This window comes from Neorhizobium sp. DAR64862/K0K3, from assembly GCF_050500185.1.
Taxonomy (GTDB): Bacteria; Pseudomonadota; Alphaproteobacteria; order Rhizobiales; family Rhizobiaceae; genus Neorhizobium; species Neorhizobium soli.
This window is the reverse complement of the sequence record NZ_CP191450.1, coordinates 1,049,309-1,066,242: the sequence shown is the minus strand read 5'-3', so window position 1 is coordinate 1,066,242 and position 16,934 is coordinate 1,049,309. Positions and strand designations below refer to the sequence as shown.

The 16,934-nt window shown below is 59.8% G+C and carries 19 protein-coding genes; 17 read left to right on the top strand and 2 right to left on the bottom strand.

The features are described 5' to 3' along the window. Positions 1-140: 140 nt before the first annotated feature. The 7 genes from ACQY1L_RS21760 to ACQY1L_RS21730 all read left to right on the top strand — a co-directional run bounded on the left by ACQY1L_RS21760 (position 141) and on the right by ACQY1L_RS21730 (position 3,870). Positions 141-410, top strand: coding sequence for a helix-turn-helix transcriptional regulator (locus tag ACQY1L_RS21760; RefSeq protein WP_430244455.1), 270 nt, complete (start codon positions 141-143; stop codon positions 408-410). After that, a complete protein-coding gene (locus ACQY1L_RS21755; protein WP_430244452.1) occupies positions 411-1,505 on the top strand; it encodes a replication initiator protein A in 1,095 nt (364 codons plus the stop codon). Beyond that, a complete protein-coding gene (gene parA / locus ACQY1L_RS21750) occupies positions 1,502-2,155 on the top strand; it encodes a ParA family partition ATPase (RefSeq protein WP_156586954.1) in 654 nt (217 codons plus the stop codon). Before ACQY1L_RS21755 ends, parA begins: the two co-directional genes overlap by 4 nt. Further along, positions 2,152-2,406 (top strand): hypothetical protein, encoded by a 255-nt coding sequence (locus ACQY1L_RS21745; protein WP_156586952.1) that lies wholly within the window; start codon positions 2,152-2,154, stop codon positions 2,404-2,406. Before parA ends, ACQY1L_RS21745 begins: the two co-directional genes overlap by 4 nt. After that, positions 2,403-2,924: a DUF2840 domain-containing protein gene (locus ACQY1L_RS21740; protein ID WP_430244450.1), complete on the top strand. Its 522-nt coding sequence runs from the start codon at positions 2,403-2,405 to the stop codon at positions 2,922-2,924. The genes ACQY1L_RS21745 and ACQY1L_RS21740 overlap by 4 nt, the downstream gene beginning before the upstream one ends. Beyond that, entirely contained in the window at positions 2,921-3,466 is a 546-nt protein-coding gene (locus ACQY1L_RS21735) for a S26 family signal peptidase (protein ID WP_430244448.1), read from the top strand. Before ACQY1L_RS21740 ends, ACQY1L_RS21735 begins: the two co-directional genes overlap by 4 nt. A gap of 68 nt (positions 3,467-3,534) precedes the next feature. Then, a complete protein-coding gene (locus ACQY1L_RS21730) occupies positions 3,535-3,870 on the top strand; it encodes a DUF736 domain-containing protein (protein WP_156586947.1) in 336 nt (111 codons plus the stop codon). Positions 3,871-3,999: 129 nt separating this feature from the next. Here ACQY1L_RS21730 and ACQY1L_RS21725 read toward each other — a convergent pair whose 3' ends face one another. Next, positions 4,000-4,122, bottom strand: coding sequence for a hypothetical protein (locus ACQY1L_RS21725; RefSeq protein ID WP_430244446.1), 123 nt, complete (start codon positions 4,120-4,122; stop codon positions 4,000-4,002). On the opposite strand from ACQY1L_RS21725, the gene ACQY1L_RS21720 reads away from it, so the two are divergent. The 10 genes from ACQY1L_RS21720 (at position 4,121) to ACQY1L_RS21675 (ending at position 15,964) form a co-directional block, all read left to right on the top strand. Beyond that, positions 4,121-4,801, top strand: coding sequence for a lytic transglycosylase domain-containing protein (locus ACQY1L_RS21720; protein ID WP_156586987.1), 681 nt, complete (start codon positions 4,121-4,123; stop codon positions 4,799-4,801). The two genes, ACQY1L_RS21725 and ACQY1L_RS21720, sit on opposite strands and share 2 nt — an antisense overlap. A gap of 292 nt (positions 4,802-5,093) precedes the next feature. After that, positions 5,094-7,142 (top strand): relaxase/mobilization nuclease domain-containing protein, encoded by a 2,049-nt coding sequence (locus tag ACQY1L_RS21715; protein WP_430244443.1) that lies wholly within the window; start codon positions 5,094-5,096, stop codon positions 7,140-7,142. A gap of 424 nt (positions 7,143-7,566) precedes the next feature. Beyond that, on the top strand, positions 7,567-8,865 hold the full coding sequence (locus tag ACQY1L_RS21710; RefSeq protein ID WP_337739652.1) for a phenylacetate--CoA ligase family protein: 1,299 nt from the start codon (positions 7,567-7,569) through the stop codon (positions 8,863-8,865). After that, positions 8,862-10,616: a prenyltransferase/squalene oxidase repeat-containing protein gene (locus ACQY1L_RS21705; protein ID WP_430244441.1), complete on the top strand. Its 1,755-nt coding sequence runs from the start codon at positions 8,862-8,864 to the stop codon at positions 10,614-10,616. Before ACQY1L_RS21710 ends, ACQY1L_RS21705 begins: the two co-directional genes overlap by 4 nt. 11 nt (positions 10,617-10,627) lie before the next feature. Beyond that, positions 10,628-11,017, top strand: coding sequence for a hypothetical protein (locus ACQY1L_RS21700; protein ID WP_156586941.1), 390 nt, complete (start codon positions 10,628-10,630; stop codon positions 11,015-11,017). Continuing rightward, complete coding sequence (locus ACQY1L_RS21695) at positions 11,018-11,299, top strand: hypothetical protein (RefSeq protein ID WP_156586939.1); 282 nt, start codon at positions 11,018-11,020, stop codon at positions 11,297-11,299. 78 nt (positions 11,300-11,377) lie between these two features. After that, complete coding sequence (locus tag ACQY1L_RS21690) at positions 11,378-12,553, top strand: AMP-binding protein (protein WP_430244438.1); 1,176 nt, start codon at positions 11,378-11,380, stop codon at positions 12,551-12,553. A gap of 28 nt (positions 12,554-12,581) precedes the next feature. Then, positions 12,582-13,601 (top strand): aldo/keto reductase, encoded by a 1,020-nt coding sequence (locus ACQY1L_RS21685; RefSeq protein ID WP_430244436.1) that lies wholly within the window; start codon positions 12,582-12,584, stop codon positions 13,599-13,601. Positions 13,602-13,644: 43 nt separating this feature from the next. Beyond that, positions 13,645-15,003 carry an amidase gene (locus ACQY1L_RS21680; protein WP_430244434.1) on the top strand — a complete coding sequence of 453 codons (1,359 nt, stop codon included), beginning with the start codon at positions 13,645-13,647 and terminating at the stop codon, positions 15,001-15,003. A gap of 19 nt (positions 15,004-15,022) precedes the next feature. Next, positions 15,023-15,964 carry a DMT family transporter gene (locus ACQY1L_RS21675; protein ID WP_430244431.1) on the top strand — a complete coding sequence of 314 codons (942 nt, stop codon included), beginning with the start codon at positions 15,023-15,025 and terminating at the stop codon, positions 15,962-15,964. Positions 15,965-16,437: 473 nt separating this feature from the next. On the opposite strand, the gene ACQY1L_RS21670 is transcribed toward ACQY1L_RS21675, so the two are convergent. Continuing rightward, positions 16,438-16,926 (bottom strand): DUF6152 family protein, encoded by a 489-nt coding sequence (locus ACQY1L_RS21670; protein WP_430244429.1) that lies wholly within the window; start codon positions 16,924-16,926, stop codon positions 16,438-16,440. Positions 16,927-16,934 lie beyond the last annotated feature (8 nt).

Genomic DNA, 16,934 nt, shown 5'->3' with positions numbered 1-16,934 from the left:
TCGCTTGAGCCGACACCTCCGGGGTGCCGGAATCGTACCCCCTGATTCCGGCACGCTGCAAGCCGCCGATCCTCCGCCACGGTTTGCCATAGCCCGCTGTCGCCACCGACAGCCGCCGAACCCGACCCGGAGGTCCAATCATGATCGATCCGAAGACGGGGCTGCCGCCCCGATACCTGCGCACGCCCGATGCAGCGCGCTTTCTCGGCATCTCGCTGCGCACGCTGGAGAAGCACCGCACCTACGGCACCGGCCCGACCTATCGCAAGATCGGCGGGCGCGTCGTCTACGCGCTAGACGATTTGCAAGCCTGGACGAAGGTCGCCGCCCGCAAATCCACCACCGACAAGGACGCAAGCCGAGTCTTTCCGGCCCGTCCGCTGACGCCCGCCGAGCGGGGCGCACGCTGAATGTCTGGCGGTCCCTCCCAGGACGCCGCACGGCGCCCGCAGCGCCTTGCCGGTAGCGAGCGGGCGCGGCTCGATCCCTTCGTCGTCGCGACGGGCGATGCCAGCCCCCGCGACCAGCGCGACCTGATGGAGCGGCCGTTCTTCTCGCTCGCCAAGGCCAAACGGGTGACGCCGATCCTCTACGAATCCGGCGGCGTCCGCGTTGAGGTCTTCGCCATGCCCGAGCATGGCATGGCGACCATCTGGGATGCCGATGTGCTGATTTGGGCGGCGTCGCAGATCGTCGAGGCCGAGAACCATGGCCTGAAGACATCGCGCTTCCTGCGCTTCACGCCCTACCAGCTCCTGATGGCGATCGGCCGGGGCACCGGCGCGCGGGAATACCGGCTGCTAAAGGGCGCGTTCGCCCGCCTGCAATCGACCGTCATCGCCACCACCATCCGCCACGGCGAGCATTGGCGCCGGCATCAGTTCTCCTGGATCAACGAATGGGAAGAACTGACCACCCATGACGGCCGCGTCGAGGGCATGGAGTTCGTGCTGGCCGACTGGTTCTATCGCGGTGTCACCGACCGCTCGCTGGTCCTGACCATCGACCCCGATTATTTCCGGCTGACCGGCGGCATCGAACGCTGGCTCTACCGCGTCGCCCGCAAGCACGCCGGCCGTCAGGTCCATGGCTGGGTCTTCGAGGTCGCCCATCTCCACGAAAAGTCCGGTAGCCTGGCGCGGCCGTCCGACTTCGCGCTCGACATCCGCCGCATCGTCGCCCGCCAGCCGCTGCCCGGCTACCGGCTCGACATCTGGCGCGAGGGGCGGCGCGAACTGCTGCAAATCCGCCCATCCAGATTATCCACAGTGCCTGTGGACGAGGCTGTGGAAACGCTCGTGACTTCGGGCGCAAACGGTATCGGGACTTCGGGCGCAGGACTATCGGGATTTCGGGCGCATGGACCGCAGTTAACCCTCTGGCCCGAAACGCGGAATCCGACCGCTAACTTAGAGTCTAACCAAGAATCTAACTCTTTATCTTTGACGCGGGCGCGCGCGAGCCATGGTGCCGGTGCCGCCGGACGATCGAGGCGCGTGCCATGATCGTCGCGCTGCTCAATCAAAAAGGCGGCGTCGGCAAGACGACGCTGGCCCTGCATCTCGCCGGAGAATGGGCGAGGACCGGCAGTCGCGTCACGCTGATCGACGCGGACCCGCAAGGCTCTGCGCTCGACTGGTCGCAGCAACGCGCCCGTGAAGGCTGCCCACGGCTGTTCGGTGTCGTCGGCCTGGCCCGCGATACCTTGCACCGGGAAGCGCCGGAGCTGGCGCGCGACGTCGATCACGTCGTCATCGACGGGCCGCCGCGTGTCGCCGGGTTGATGCGCTCGGCGCTGCTCGCTGCCGACCTGGTGCTGATCCCGGTGCAGCCGTCGCCGTTCGACGGCTGGGCCTCGGCCGAGATGCTGGCGCTCCTCACGGAAGCGCGCATCTACCGGCCCGAGTTGGACGCGCGCTTCGTGCTCAACCGCTGTGGCGCGCGCACCGTCATCGCCCGTGAGACGGCCGAGACGCTGGCCGATCACGATCCGCCCTTGCTCGCCGCCACGATCGGCCAGCGCGTCGTCTTCGCCGATGCCGCGCAGTCCGGCCGGCTCGCCTGCGAGATCGACGCGGACAGTCCAGCCGCGCGCGAGATCGCCGCGCTGACCGCCGAGATCGGCCGCCTCAGCATCGGAAGGATTGCCCGATGAGCGAGCGTTCCCCGAAACGCGGCTTTGCGGCGCGTCCCGCCGATCCTGAAAGCTGGATCAAGGCCAGCGAACCGCCACCAGCCCGCGTGGCCGACGGCACGGCGTTCACGGCCCGGCTGACGATCGACATCACGCCGGAGTTGCGCGGCCGGGTCAAGATCGTCGCCTTCCAGCGCGGCGTCACCGTCGCGGACATGCTGCGCGCGCTGCTCGCGCGCGAATTCCCACCCACCGCAGGAGACCCATCATGACCGGCACCGCGGCTCCCCGCGTGCGCGGCGGCTCCGTGCCGTCAGCACTTCCCTCCGACAATCTCACCCATGTCGAACTGATCCATATCGAAAAGAAGATCGAACACTGGGTTCGCTTCGGTCCGCTCGCGGCGGAAACCATCATCGACCGGCGGCGGCGCATCTTCGCATTCCGGCCTGGTGCGATCTTCGCCTTCGTCCGCTGGGCGCCGAACGACTTCGGCACGATCATCTCGCGCATTGATGTCGTGCGCGCGGTCGCGCCCGGCGAACCCTATCAGACGCTGCCCTTCGTCCGTCCCGGCGGCGACATCCTGCTGAAGATCGACGGTTGGCCCAGGGTCGAACAGGTGCTCCGCCACATCGACGCCATCCAGGCGATCGGCATCGATCCGGAGGATGTTTCGCCCGACCATTGGCGGCACGTCCACAACCGTCTGACCGCCGGCCATGAACCGCGCGCCTACAGCGCCGACCAGCACCGGGCGTTCCTCAAGCGCCGGAGGGCCGAGCCATGACCCGCTTCGGCTATGTGATGGTGACATATTTCTCGATCATGGGCGTCGCTATCGCGTCCTTCATCCCGACGCCGACGCGACTGGTGTGGAACGTCTCCGCCAGCGCGCCGATCGGTCTCTACGATATCGACCCGCCTGGCGATCTGACCATCACCGATCTGGTCGCGGTCGATCCGCCTGAACCGCTCGCCCACTTCATGGTGGAGCGCGGCTATATCGGCCGCGGCGTGCCGCTCTTGAAGCGCGTCATGGGGCTTCCGGGGCAGGAAGTCTGCCGCATCCGCCGCACGATCACGGTCGATGGCGTCGAGCTTGGCACGGCGCTCGACCGCGACCGCTCGGGCCGCGAACTGCCGGTCTGGAATGGCTGTCGCCGCATCGCCGGTGACGAGATTTTCCTGATGAACGCCGATGTCCGCGACAGCCTGGACGGCCGCTACTTCGGCCCGATCCTGGTCAGCACCGTCATCGGCCGCGCCACGCCGAGCTACACCGACGAAGCGGGCGACGGCCGCTTCGTCTGGCGCGCCGCGACGCGCTGACCGCCGAGATCCCGGCGGGCATGGCGCGCGCCGGCTTTCACCCAATCCCCAGCATCAAGGAGAATTCTATGCCGCAGATCGGCCACTTTACGCGCGAGACGACGGGTTTCGTCGGACGTGTTCATACGCTTACCCTCAACCAAGAACTCACCATTGTTCCGGCTGAGCCGTCCGATGCCGAGAACGCGCCGGACTATCGCATCCATCACGGCGCCGATGACGGGCCGGAAATCGGTGCGGGCTGGAAACGCACCGGCGAACGCGCTGGCGAATACATCTCACTGCTGATCGATGATCCCGCCTTGCCGCAACCGATCCGCGCCAACCTGTTCCGCGACGACGACGGCGGGGCCGCCTGGTCCCTGCACTGGACGCGCCCGGTCAAGCGCGGCGAGCGGGAGTGAGGTCATGCGCCATGCCTCCAGAATTGCGCGCCTGCTGTCCCGTCAAAGTCCCATTCCTTTGTTCGCGAACAGGCCGTCTCATCCCTTCGTCCCGCTCGAACGCAGGTCGGCCGGCGCGTGCAGCGAAGGTCAAGGGCGATCGAAGATCGGCGCTTCGCGCGAACCCTTGACCGCAGCGAGCACGCTGGCAGGCTGGCGTCGTTGCGGAGACAGAACGCCCGTCCGATTGGCGGTCCTTTTGCTGTCTGCCATGCTTGCCGTCGCAATGCCGCTGCCCTGTCGGGCGCAGCCGGAGCCGGTCCAGCCCCCATCCCAAACCGATCCTCATGCCGCGCATATCGCCGAGGCGGCGCAGCGGTTCGGCATCCCGGCGGCGTGGATCAGGGCCGTCATGCGCGTCGAAAGCGCCAACGAGGCGCGGGCGATCTCGCCCAAGGGCGCGATGGGTCTGATGCAGATCATGCCGACCACCTGGGCCGATTTGCGCACCCGTCATCGGCTCGGCAACGATCCTTACGACCCACGCGACAACATTCTGGCGGGCGCAGCGTATCTGCGCGAGTTGCATGACCGCTACGGATCGCCGGGGTTTCTGGCCGCCTACAATGCCGGTCCCGGTCGCTACGAAGAGCATCTCGCAGGCCGTCCGTTGCCAGCGGAAACGCGCGCCTATGTCGCCACGCTCGCACCGCTGATCGGCGGCGACGAGATCACCGGGCCGGTCGCCGTCGCGGTGGCCGATCCGCTGTCATGGGCACGCGCGCCGCTGTTCATCGCGCAGGCCGAGCGCACAGCATCCGCCGATCCCATGCCGCCCGACACGCAATCCGGCGACACTCCGGCGGCAACGCCGGTGCGCGATCTCTCCGCGATCGTGCCGCAGCCGGGCGGCCTGTTCGTCGCCCGCCCGGAGACGGGAGGCCCGCGATGAGCATGGCGGTTGGGTGTGCCCGGCGGTCCTTTCCAATGTGCAGCGGATATGGGCGGGGTCAGGTTGAATCAGGGTCAGGACGGGCAGAAAGGATAGAAAGGCGGGAGGGCAAGATTAAAGCGGACGGCACCCTATGGGTCCGATCCGGGGGCAAAGCCCTTGTCTGCACACTGTTGGGGACGGCACTGCCGTTAGGGCGGCATAGTGCCGCCGGTTGCCGCAAACCCAGCATCCGCCGCGTTTTCGGCGGCACTCTTGCCCAAAACCGGCGCTTTCGGGCGGGTTGCCGTCGATGAGCGCCGACGACGACAACCGCTTCCGCCCAAGGCCCGGCCGCATCCGCTCCGATGCGGCGAAGGCCGGCCAGGCCAAGAGCTTCCTCACCAAGGTCCGGAAGATCGCCCGCCAGCATGGCGCGGCCTTCGGGCGGGTCTCGCGCGGCAGCGGAAGAGCCACCGGCGAGCCGGGCCGCAATGGCGCGGTCGCCTCCGGTCGGGGCGTCAAGCGCGGGCGCGGCGCGGCCTTCGTCCGCTCGCGCAACCTGTCGAACGGCTGGAGCCATCGCCTGGCCGGCAGCCGTCGTGTCATCGTCAAATCGCGCTCGGTTCGCGCCGCCGGCAAGAGCGGCAAGGCCGCAGCCCATCTGCGCTACATCCAGCGCGACGGCACCTCGCGCGACGGCGAGCGCGGCCGGCTCTATTCGGCGAATGAGGACCGCGCCGACGGCGACGCCTTCCTCGATCGCGGCAAGGACGACCGTCACCAGTTCCGCTTCATCGTCTCGCCGGAAGACGGCGCCGAGATCGAAGACCTGACCGGCCATACCCGCGACCTGATGCGTCAGCTCGAAGCCGATCTCGGCACGAAGCTCGATTGGGTGGCAGTCAACCACTTCAACACCGGCCATCCGCATGTCCATGTCATCGTCAATGGCCGCGACGACCTCGGCGAGGATCTGGTCATCAACGGCGACTATCTTGCCAACGGCGTGCGCGAACGGGCGAGCGAACTGGCAACGCTGGAGCTCGGCCCCGTCACAGAGATCGAGCAGCGCCGCAAGCTAACGGCCGAGATCGACCAGGATCGCTTCACCCGCATCGACCGGGCGATGCTGAACGAGGCCGAGGGCGGTGCACTCGACCTGCGCCACGCGCCGGATGACATACGCGGCCAGGAAGACCGGACGCTGCGCATCCGCCGTCTCGGCAAGCTGGAGAAGATGGGTCTCGCCACCGAGCAATCACCGGGCGTCTGGGAACTGAGCGATCGGCTGGAGCCGACGCTGCGCGAGATGGGCGAGCGCGGCGACATCGTGCGCACCATGCAGAAGGCGATGCGCGCCGAGGGGCATGAACGCGACCCGATGAGCTTCCAGATACACGACGCCGCGTCCGCGACGCCGATCGTCGGTCGGGTGGTGGACAAGCATCTCACCGACGAGCTGGGCGAGAACCTGACGCTGGTGATCGACGGCATTGACGGTCGTACGCATCACATCGCCGGCGTCGATCCAGCGAAGGTGGCGGACGCCCGGATCGACAGTGTCATCGAGATCGGCGCGGCCGAGGCCGGACCACGCCCCGCCGACCGCGCGATTGCCGGCATGGCCGAGGACGGCGTCTACCGGCCCAGCCGCCATCTGGAGCAGGCCCGGTTCGACGGCCGCGTGCCGGGCGGCGACTATGAGGGGTTCGTGGATGCCCATGTCCGCCGCCTGGAGCCGCTGCGCCGGAACGGCATCGTCGAGCGGATCGACGCCGACCAGTGGCGCATCCCGCAGGACTTCGAGGTCCGCGCCGCCGCGCACGATGCGGGCCAGGGACGGCAGCTTAACATCCGCGTCCTCTCGACCTTCGATCTGGAAAAGCAGATCACGGCGGATGGCGGGACCTGGCTCGACCGGAAGCTGGTCGGGCGCGGCCCGTCCGACATCGCACCGGCGGGGTTCGGGCAGGAGGTCAGTCAGGCCATGGACCGCCGACGCGAGCGTTTGATCGAGCAGGGCGATGCCGCGCGCCAGCAAAACGGCCGCGTCCTTTACCGCCGCGATCTTCTATCGACACTGGAAGCGCGGGAGGTCGCCCGTGCTGGGGCGGAGCTGGCGGCGAAAAAGCCGATGCCGTTCCGCGCGGCCGGAGACGGCGAGACCGTCAGCGGCGTCTTCACCGGGACGGTCCAGCTCACCAGCGGCAAGTTCGCCATCGTCGAGAAGAGCCACGAGTTCACATTGGTCCCGTGGCGGCCGGTGATCGACCGCCAGCTCGGCAAAGAGGTGGCGGGTATCGTTCAAGGCGGATCGGTGTCGTGGCAAATGGGGCGGCAGCGTGGATTAGGGCTGTGAAGAACGTGCCAGTCAGTCTGCATTTATCGGAGTAGGTTTGGCGGAACCAAAAAAGATTTGTCTGCCAACAGTCACTAGCGGCTTTGAATCACTGCGTCGCCAGACAGCGTAAACTCTCATGGTCAAAGGAAATCATGGTGGTACGTGAAACCAAATTACCGGAGAGAGCGTCTCGCAAGCTGGATTGTACGGATGTCGTCCCTGACAGACGCTAATGCCGTCAAAAAGATCACCGCCTATAATCATTCTATATATTGCATCGCACAATAACAATTCGAGCATTGATTGTGCGTTGCAGCAGTATCATCGTAGCTAGGAAAATTGCGCCCCATGAGACGGGCAAGGCACCGTGTAGATTCCGAATTTACAGACTTGCATAATGGAGTTTCCTGAATAGCCGATTAAACCAGATTGGAGAAATGCAGTGGGCTACCCGTTTCCATTTCAACATTCCGATTTACACGGGCGATGTGCCGATGAACTCCTGCAATTCAGGAACACTACCAATGTAGATCTCCGCCGAGAGATAACCGACAAGTGGTTGTCGTCCGCATGGGACAGGGCATCTCGCAGCGAGCACTACCGGCATATCGGTAATTTTACAAAACACAAATTTGATTCGATCACCCCGGTCAACAAAAGGACTTTCAAGGAATCCTATTCCGCATTCGACGTAGCCGATGTGGCATCAATCATAAAATACTATGAGACGTCAGGAACCACAGGCGTTCCGACGCCGACCAAACGTACGTTTGAGGATATTGTCTGGAATTATGTCGGCGTTTCATTGCTTTGGGGCGAGGTCGTCGATCGGTCGGATCGGTCCATTGTGCTGCTGCCGTCGGATATAGCGCCGATCGGCGACTTAATAGCGGGTTGCTGCGAGATCATCGGGTCTGCCGCAGTGCGGTGCTACCCGTTTACGCAGGGCATAGTTTCGTGGGATCGGATGGAAGTCCTATTCCGAAATTTTCGGCCAACCGTCATTTGGTGCGCACCCGGCACGCTGTTGCAGTTCACACGGGTTCTTCGACAGCGGAAGAGCTTTGATGATATTGCGAGCAGTGTCGTCAAGATCATGCTTTCAGGCGAAGTCGTAACAGAAAGCCTGAAGCGCTCACTTGGCCATTGGTGGCAGGCGGAAGTCTACAATGCCAGTTATGGGTCGACGGAGACAGGTACAATCGCGGCAGCGGGTCGAAACGGGCGGCTCAACGTCCTCGAATACTCATTTTTATGCGAGCTACGAAACGATGATGGTGATGTCTCACCGCTTGCGGAGGGCGCGCGAGGCGAACTCATCATCTCATCGCTCCATGGATTTGCACGGCCTATGCTACGCATCGCAACCGGTGACACAGTATCAATTACGGCCCCAGAGTCTGGCCTTCACAGCCTAGAAGTCCTTGGCCGAAAAGAGGAGGCGATCCTCATCAGGGATGTGCCTTATCTCGCCGGTGACATAGAGAACCACATCTACAAGATCCCAGACGTGACAGGTTACTTGCTGGATATGGCAGAAGGATCGGTCACGCGGGTGATCGTTGAACAAATGCCGGATGGTTCTTCCACCGACCATATCATGCAGCATGCGACCCGTATACTTGGTGATGCCGGCATCGACGTCCGTGTTGAGGTCGTCAGCCAGCTGCCGATTACAACAAAGAGCGGAGCTGGTCTAAAAAACTGGAAACGCTCGAATATCTTGGAGGCACGCAAATGAGTGTAGCGGTCTCTCAAGCTGCGGTCGTTCCGCCGCCCTATGAATTTCTGAGGACTGGTGACGGCGGCGCTGGAACTTTCGGCTCTGACTTATGGGCCACCTATGCGGCTATTCGTACTCTGCGTTGGATTGGCCGGTTACCTGATTTGTCAAAGCGCGAGCACGTCGCTGGATATCTTCATTCTTGCCAGAATCCCGACGGAAGCTTCTCATGGCAGCGCGGCCTCGCATCTGACATATGGGCAACGTTCTATTGCAGTCAAACGCTTGCTGACATCGGCCATTCCGTTGCCCCCAGAGAACCTTTCGTGGAATGGATGTCGTCGCTTCAGGACAAGGATGGCGCATTTGCAATGATGCCGGGGCAGACCGCAGACGTTTGGGCGACCTATTATGCGACCCGGGTTTTCAAGGAGATACTACAGCTTCCGGTTCCAAACCGGCATAGGTTAGCTGATTGGCTCTCAGGGCTTCAGCGTGGTGATGGCGGACTCGCCTGGAACATCGCGACGGCGGAAACCGACACAAGGGCTGCATACTATGCGATACACGCAAAGCATGCAGCGGGACTCAATCACGACGTCAAATGGGATGATGAGCGCCTCCTCGGCTGGCTGCAGTCGCAACAGGCGCCGTCCGGCGGGTTTCGTTTTTCGCCTGAATATGCTCCATGCCTGTGGGCAACCTTTAGGGCGACAAAGGCACTAACAATACAGAACTGGCAGCCCTCGGAGCCAGAAGTATGCGAAAATTGGATCGTCCAGCGCCAACGGCCCGATGGTTTTGCGCGTTGGGAGGACTACGAAGTATCTGATGTTTGGGCAAACTTCTCAGCTGTCGGCGCTCTTCAAGCTCTGAACGTTACGATCAAAGACAGTCAGAAGGACCGTGTGCAGCGTGCAATCGAAAGTTTTTCAGTCGATGGTGCCGGGTACACATATCGGCAGCCGTCAGCGGCCGGTGACGCGCTCACGACAGCATCGGCGCTTTTCTCAGCTGTAAACAAAGCAGAGACCGATAGCGTTGAGCAATTGAGTGCGTGGCTTCAAAGGGCGCATATGCCCTGGGAAGACGGCATCATGTACATGCCGGGCCGGGGTGCTGAAATCCGCTGCTCTCTTTGGGCGACAGCCGCTCTTGCCTATGCTGGACGGCGATTTTCTGACATTGGGCGCCTGTCAATCTGGATCTCAAAACTACAAAACCCGGACGGCGGGTTTGGCTACTGGCAAGGTCGCGGCTCTGACCTGGTGTCGACCAGTGCCGCCATCTCTGCCCTCGACGTCATTGGCGAGTCTTTTGTCGAACATGTCGATGTTGCACGGCTGACATCGTTCATCCTGAGCTGCATCAGTGAAGGACTTGGGTCGAATGTACCCAACGGTCCCATCACAACATCATCGACTGCGCAGGCCTCTCGGCTGCTTGTTAAGCTCGGCGATAGAGACGGCGCGCTTTCCCTGTTGCAGCATCTACCACAGCGGATGCGGCTGTCCGGTTATGTTGAGCAACTCGGCGGTCCGCCTACTCTATACGCTACTTATCAAACGGTGTTGGCCTTTCAGGCGAACGGTCTTGAAATTCCCGCGCAAATTTCACGTTTCCTGGATCGGCTGATCACCCGTGAGGGATACATCGGCTGGACACCGCTTGGTGCCTCGCGGCAAGACCCACTTATCCTTCCACTACACGGGCTCCTTTCCCGGAAACTCGGCGAGCCCGTGTTTCGGCTTCCTGAGTTGGTTTTGTAGAGGAGCGCGTCATGCCAACAGTCCGCATCGTTAGCAACATTGCTGAACAGCAGAAGCGCCGAGAAATGGCGCGGCGCCTGACCGTAGCGTTTGGCCGATCGGGAGTGAAGGTCTCTCACCTGCTTTTTATCTGGCAGCATGTTGAGCTTTCAGATGTCTACCCAGGGCCATTCTCACTGGCCGATCGTAATCTCGCAATTAGCGGACATTTCGCGTCAGTAACGATCGAAGTTTCGCAGAAGCGGCCGAAGGAATGGCGACGGGAAATCCTTCGAAAAACGCGCGAGATTTTCGCTGACGGCCTGTCCGATGAATACATTTTCATGGGCCTCGTACCGGTCGACCCGGATGATTTCGTCAATGCAACGTCAGCAGAATCTCGGCAACAAGAGGTATCGTAGATGGAGATCGAACAGCTCAGAAGCGAACTCAAGCGTGGAATAAACGAAAATTTCGGTGTTTCGATTGCCGTTGAAATTGCAGACATTCCCTTCACAGAAATCCCGGAACTCAACTTCGATAGCTTGCGCGCACTCGAGTTTGTCGAAATGGTCGAGATTTTGTTCGATCTTCAGATAGACCTCTACAGCGACGATGTTCAAACCAATTTTCGTGACCTGAACACCTTGGCGTTCTTTTGCAAGAAGAAGCTCGACGATGCGGCCGTTTTGGCAGGAGCGTAGTCACCCCGGCACATCCTTACAGCGCTCGAATCATCGAAATAAGGACAAGAACTACGCTACGGCAAGAGGAGATTATTCATGACGGATGTCAGAACATTGTCTTTCGACGAACTGGTTGAAGAGATTTTTGAGCCGGGCTCCCCGAATTTCCTCCGATCGGAACTTCACGATTCATTGCGTACGAATCCCTGGTCTTTTGATGCGGGAGCAGAACCATTCTTTTCGAAGCTTCCGAGTACGATATATTTCAGCACGTCGGGCTCGACCGGTAGGCCAAAGGTTATTTCAAAGACACTTCGTCAAGTCGATCTGGAGGTTGCGGCAGTCTCTGGCTGTATGCCAGCGACTCCGAACGAGGTGATTTCCTTTGCACCTGCGAATCATGCTTTCGGGTTTTTCTGTGGTCTCGCGTTCGCCCTTCGGCATTGCATTCCCTATCAGTATTGCCCCATCTCTTTGGGCATCGGTCCGATCAATCGGTCCAAAAGACAGCTCCTCATCGTTGCTTTACCAGCGGCATACAAGGCGATCGAGCGCGACAGGGATAAGCTCTCGGGCAACGAACATACGACGATCCTGCAATCGGGCGGCCCGATCTCAACGGCGTATGTCGATGCCATCGTCGACATGACGAACCTTGCGGTCGATGGAGTAGAGATTTACGGATCGACCGAGGCGGGTGCGATTGCCCATCGGCGAACATCGTCATTTCCGAACGACTGGGAATTGTTTTCAGACGTGGAGGTGCTCCCCAATCGCACCGAGGCTGACCTGCTAACCGAGCTTATTGTATCCGGTCCCCGATGTGTTCAGCCTCGGACGAGTTCAGCCGAAGCGATTACGAACGTTCTGCCGCACGTTCGCACTGGTGATCTGGTGCGGTTCACGGGTGAGCGCCACTTCGCTCTCTGTGGTCGGCTAGACCGGGTGATACAGATAAACGGCGCAAATACCGATCTTGATTTTCTTCAGGAATTTCTTAATCGGCGATTTTCGCAGGCTGAGTTCTATGTCGCCGCCGCATCCGACACACTCCGCGGGGCTGGGTTTGTCGTACACTTTCACTGCAGGGGCAGCCGATTTGTCATCCAACAGCTTTGGAGAGAAATTGGCCGGGCGCTGCACGAGGAATTTCCGCGCAACGTATATCCCCTGGAGATTCACTACAGCACATCGCCTTTTCGGAAAAGCTCGGCTGGGAAGATCACTGGCCCTCTGTCAGTTGAGGTGTCGAACAGAGTGGATGTCGCATAATCATAAACTCTAAGACAGAGGTTTTTAAATGCAATATCGGCGTTTGGGCCAAACATCTCTCAAAGTGTCTGCGCTTTCCCTAGGGACTTGGCTCAATCTTTCTACAAAGATTTCGGGAAACGATGCGCATGACTATATCAATCATGCGCTTGAAGCTGGCGTCAATCTGATCGATACGGCAGAATCATATGAAGGGGGAGACGTGGAGCGGTTGATTGGAGATGTCCTGTCTACGGGTCCCTTTCCACGCGATACTTACTGTATTTGCACAAAAATATATTTCGGCGCTACAACTCGGGAAAACAGGGCAATGCTTCGTCCGACCCAGCAAGGTCTGAGCCGCAAGCATATCTTAGAGGGATGTGACGCTTCGCTTCACCGACTACAGACCGACTACATTGATATCCTGCTCTGTCACCGTTTCGATCCCGACACCTCACTTGAGGAACTCGCCTGGACAATGCACAGTCTCGTCCTCCAAGGCAAAATTCTTTACTGGGGAACGTCCGAGTGGCCGCCTGAGGAAATCGAACGCCTGATCGAGATCGCAGGGAAAAACCATCTCATTGGTCCAAGTATCGAACAACCCCAGTTGAATGTCGTGCATCGGGACACTTACAAACGGCTCGTTGGCTGGGGCGGAGCGGTCTCCGCACTGGGATTGATGACTTGGTCACCGCTCGCTTCAGGCATCTTGTCCGGTCGGTATAGTGAGCGTCCGGACGCTGAGGGCCGGTTGAACGATCGGAGCACGAGTTGGGTCCAAGCTCTTGCGTTTGGCAAAAACCGCAGTCGTATTCTCGCTTTGTCGAAGGTGCTGACCCGCATAGCGGGCGAGCTCCAGATAAGTCCTGCACAGCTCGCCGTTGCCTGGTGCCTCAAGCAGCCCATGGTGTCCACTGTGATTATAGGCGGGAGCACCCGTGAGCAACTCGTGGAGAATCTAGGCGCCACGGAAAAAGTGGATCTTCTGACAACTGATATCATGCAAGCAATTGAAAATGCAGTGTCATCGCGGATAGTTGAGAATGCGGTCGGGGGCTGTTGATTGGGGCCGGGGAGCCTTTCTGTATGATGAGGATATGCAGAGAATGCTGACACGAAGGGATGCATTTCTTGGAACGGCGGCAGCGCTCACGGTTGCGGCATTCGATAGATCTTCGAATGCGCGTGGTTTCCCACAAGCACGAACTGATTTGCTTCTAAGGGCGCGTGAGCTTCGCGAAAAGCACCACGCCTTTCTTGCCATATCCGATCATGGCTTGGGTAACGTGAGTGATGGCCCACTGTCCGGAATTACAGTGTCGGTCAAAGATGACCTCTTCACCAAGGGCCTCCTGACGACAGGAGGGTCGCAGGCTTTCTCCGAGTTTACGCCCGCCTATGATGCGGTTCCGATTGCTCGACTTCGGCGCGCGGGGGTCGATGTGTTCGCAAAATGTAATCTGGCAGAGTTCGCGATGCACGTCCGACCCCGGAGCCCGTTGGGAGGAGAGTGCTTAAATCCTATTGATCGATCTCGCACCGCTGGCGGGTCTAGTGGCGGTTCAGCCATCGCTGTCGCGGCCGGCGTCGGGGATGCTTCCATCGCGACCGACAGTGGAGGCTCGATCAGAGGACCCGCAGCTTTTTGCGGGGTCATCGGATTCTGCCCCTCAAATGGAAAAGTGCCCAAAATAGGCAGTTTCGGCACGAACCTCTTTTTCACGGGCATTGGCAGTTTCACGCGCACGGTCGAACTCACCGCAAAATTGCATTTCCATATGGCTGGTTACGATCCCACCGATCCGGAAACCTTGCCAGCGCGGGATGAACTTGACCTCGGGGCCACACCCGGAGGAAGCCAGCTACCTCGGTTCGCATGGGTTGCAACTTTTGATCCGCAATGCCCTCCGGATATCGACGTACTGAAGATCGCTCGCGATTCGGCTCAACAGATATCGCGTGGGTCGATATCATCATCGCTGCAGCAAGAGACGATCGACATGAGCCCCTATCGGGCCGTTTTCGGTGTGATTTCAGACGCGGACAGGCTTGCTCAGATGGAGAGAATGGGTTCGCTGAAGCAGCAGCATCTATTCTCGGCTGAGACCCGTGAGCGTCTCGAGCGCGCCCGCAAACGGACAGGTAGCGAATATTCCCTTGCAATGTATGAGCGAGGACTGGCTTCCCTATACTGCTCAGAAATTTTTCAAAAGTATGATTTCATACTATCGCCGACTGTACCGATGGTAGCACCGCGCATCGTCGAAATTGAGAGGAGTGACGATTTCGCCCGGCGTTACCTTTCAAACCTCTGGTGGACCAACTTCGTTGGATGTCCAGCGATCACCATTCCTGCTGGCGTCGATAGCGATGGTCTCCCGATCGGATTACAGATTGTTGGTCGACCAGATGACGATGACAACCTTCTACGGATCGCCGCTCACGCGGTCAAAGCGTTGCCATGAGAAGAGGGGCCGTCATTGGATGATCTTCTACGGATCTATCGGACGCTCTGGACTTAACCGATCCCTGGCCGCTGTCGCGATGGTTCTGTGCTGGTCATCGGGCTTTTTAGTCGCCAAGGCTGCAAGTCCGTTTTCAGAGATCGGTGTTTTCCTCTTGTTGCGGTTCTCGATAGCTGTTTGTTTCTTCACTGTTTTGAGTGCAGTCTCTCGTGCTACTTGGCCCAACAGGAAGCATCTTTTGTTACATTGTCTATCCGGTGCCTTGCTTCAGGGGGGGTATCTAGTTGCTGGTTATCGCGCCGTCGAAACCGGTTTGAGCGTAGGTGCCATGACCCTAATGGGAGCATTCCAGCCCACGATCACCGCCGTTGTCGTGAGCCTTCTGTCGGGTTCGCCACTACGAGCTCTCGTTTGGCAAGGGCTTATCGTTGGAACTCTAGGCGTATTCATGGTGCTCGGACCACAGTTTTCGGCTGCAGATCAGCAGGCGAATTGGGTCGGATACTCTGCTGCAGCCATAGCGGTTGTCTCGGTAACGCTGGGAACGTTGCTGCAGAGTAAGTTGCTCAATCAATGTGATCTAGCACCTGCGGGCGCGCTGCAAAATATCGGAGCTGCTGCGGTAGCTCTGTCGGCGGCAATATTTTGGGATTTATGGTCCTGGTCATCTCATCCCGTGCTTTGGATCGCACTTTTTTGGGCATCAATGGGATTTGTCGGTAGGCGGGTACGTGCTACTTGTCAGGTTGCTCCGAAGTCAGGATATCGTCAGCGTGACATCGCTGGTTTTATCAACGCCCCCGATCGCGGCTGCATTGAGCTTCATCATTTTCGGAGAAACACTGACACTCGTTCAAATCACTGGAATGGCAGTGTCCATAGCTGGGGTTGTTATAGTCAGGCGGTCACTGCAGCAACCGCCTGGAAAGATCTGATCCATCATCAACGTGCGGGAAATTAAATGAGTTACCCGAATGCCAGCATCCGCCCGCAGAAGATTACCATGCCCCATATCGCTATAGATGCTGTGCCGAAAAGCTTGCATCCAATGGCGGTATCTGGAACTCCCCGTCTTGAGGCTTGATGTAGGAGAAGAGCATTAGCTCCTGCGACAACAATGAGGCCTATTTTCACGAGGAAATACGAGCTGTTTGCGTATTCTCGCGCTGCCGGGGCGAACAGCAAGAGCCCGCTCGCGACGGCAATCCCGAAACCAGTGAGCGCCATCGGGATTAGGGTTGAGCGGATGGCTTGCGTTCTCAAGCTCTTGGCCACCCCAATGAGGCCGAGATCAACAGCGGTGATAGTCCCAAAGAGCATTGCAAGGCCCACGAGGTGTACCCAGCTTGCGATCGGGTAGGCCCAGACAGAGCTGCGAAACTGCAGCACAGGTTGCCATGTCTCAACAAGGTGCAAGAAGGCATCCATTGCCGCTTACCCTCTTGGACGACCGCTGCATCCTGCCGGCAATGCGACTGATTGCTGGCGGACACCTATCCCATCAATTACGATAAGGGCGGGTCGTGAAACGTTCTTCTCGGAGCATGAGGGAAAAGCCACGGCCTGAATCTCGTCACCGACTTTGGGTTCCCGTGGCATTCCCCAATTCATTAATCTATTGATCGGTGCGAGATCGAGCGTCCATTCCCCGGTCGTCTCGGGTGCCGCGGTCTTCGCAAGTACATCGTCAAAGCCGAGTTCACGAAGTTCAGCGGGGACGGGCAGTCGTGCGAACGAGCCTGGAACGCTGGCGGATGTGACGTCGATGACGATCTCAGGATGCGGATTACGCCAGACCACGGCTGTGATCTTCCCACTTAGGTAGATCGGGCGATCGGTGGCATAGAACCCCCAACCATGATGAGCTTGGGTGGGTGACGCGGTAAGCATCATGGTCACCACGATATATCTGAACAGCTTCATTGCTTTAC

Bases quoted from the DNA above. Each gene is read 5' to 3' on its own strand.
- ACQY1L_RS21755 (WP_430244452.1), top strand. From the start codon at position 411: ATGTCTGGCGGTCCCTCCCAGGACGCCGCACGGCGCCCGCAGCGCCTT.
- ACQY1L_RS21675 (WP_430244431.1), top strand. From the start codon at position 15,023: ATGATCTTCTACGGATCTATCGGACGCTCTGGACTTAACCGATCCCTG.
- ACQY1L_RS21735 (WP_430244448.1), top strand. From the start codon at position 2,921: ATGACCCGCTTCGGCTATGTGATGGTGACATATTTCTCGATCATGGGC.
- ACQY1L_RS21715 (WP_430244443.1), top strand. From the start codon at position 5,094: ATGAGCGCCGACGACGACAACCGCTTCCGCCCAAGGCCCGGCCGCATC.
- ACQY1L_RS21690 (WP_430244438.1), top strand. From the start codon at position 11,378: ATGACGGATGTCAGAACATTGTCTTTCGACGAACTGGTTGAAGAGATT.
- ACQY1L_RS21745 (WP_156586952.1), top strand. From the start codon at position 2,152: ATGAGCGAGCGTTCCCCGAAACGCGGCTTTGCGGCGCGTCCCGCCGAT.
- ACQY1L_RS21685 (WP_430244436.1), top strand. From the start codon at position 12,582: ATGCAATATCGGCGTTTGGGCCAAACATCTCTCAAAGTGTCTGCGCTT.
- ACQY1L_RS21700 (WP_156586941.1), top strand. From the start codon at position 10,628: ATGCCAACAGTCCGCATCGTTAGCAACATTGCTGAACAGCAGAAGCGC.
- ACQY1L_RS21720 (WP_156586987.1), top strand. From the start codon at position 4,121: ATGCTTGCCGTCGCAATGCCGCTGCCCTGTCGGGCGCAGCCGGAGCCG.
- ACQY1L_RS21695 (WP_156586939.1), top strand. From the start codon at position 11,018: ATGGAGATCGAACAGCTCAGAAGCGAACTCAAGCGTGGAATAAACGAA.
- ACQY1L_RS21740 (WP_430244450.1), top strand. From the start codon at position 2,403: ATGACCGGCACCGCGGCTCCCCGCGTGCGCGGCGGCTCCGTGCCGTCA.
- ACQY1L_RS21725 (WP_430244446.1), bottom strand. From the start codon at position 4,122: ATGGCAGACAGCAAAAGGACCGCCAATCGGACGGGCGTTCTGTCTCCG.
- ACQY1L_RS21705 (WP_430244441.1), top strand. From the start codon at position 8,862: ATGAGTGTAGCGGTCTCTCAAGCTGCGGTCGTTCCGCCGCCCTATGAA.
- ACQY1L_RS21760 (WP_430244455.1), top strand. From the start codon at position 141: ATGATCGATCCGAAGACGGGGCTGCCGCCCCGATACCTGCGCACGCCC.
- parA (WP_156586954.1), top strand. From the start codon at position 1,502: ATGATCGTCGCGCTGCTCAATCAAAAAGGCGGCGTCGGCAAGACGACG.
- ACQY1L_RS21730 (WP_156586947.1), top strand. From the start codon at position 3,535: ATGCCGCAGATCGGCCACTTTACGCGCGAGACGACGGGTTTCGTCGGA.
- ACQY1L_RS21670 (WP_430244429.1), bottom strand. From the start codon at position 16,926: ATGAAGCTGTTCAGATATATCGTGGTGACCATGATGCTTACCGCGTCA.
- ACQY1L_RS21680 (WP_430244434.1), top strand. From the start codon at position 13,645: ATGCTGACACGAAGGGATGCATTTCTTGGAACGGCGGCAGCGCTCACG.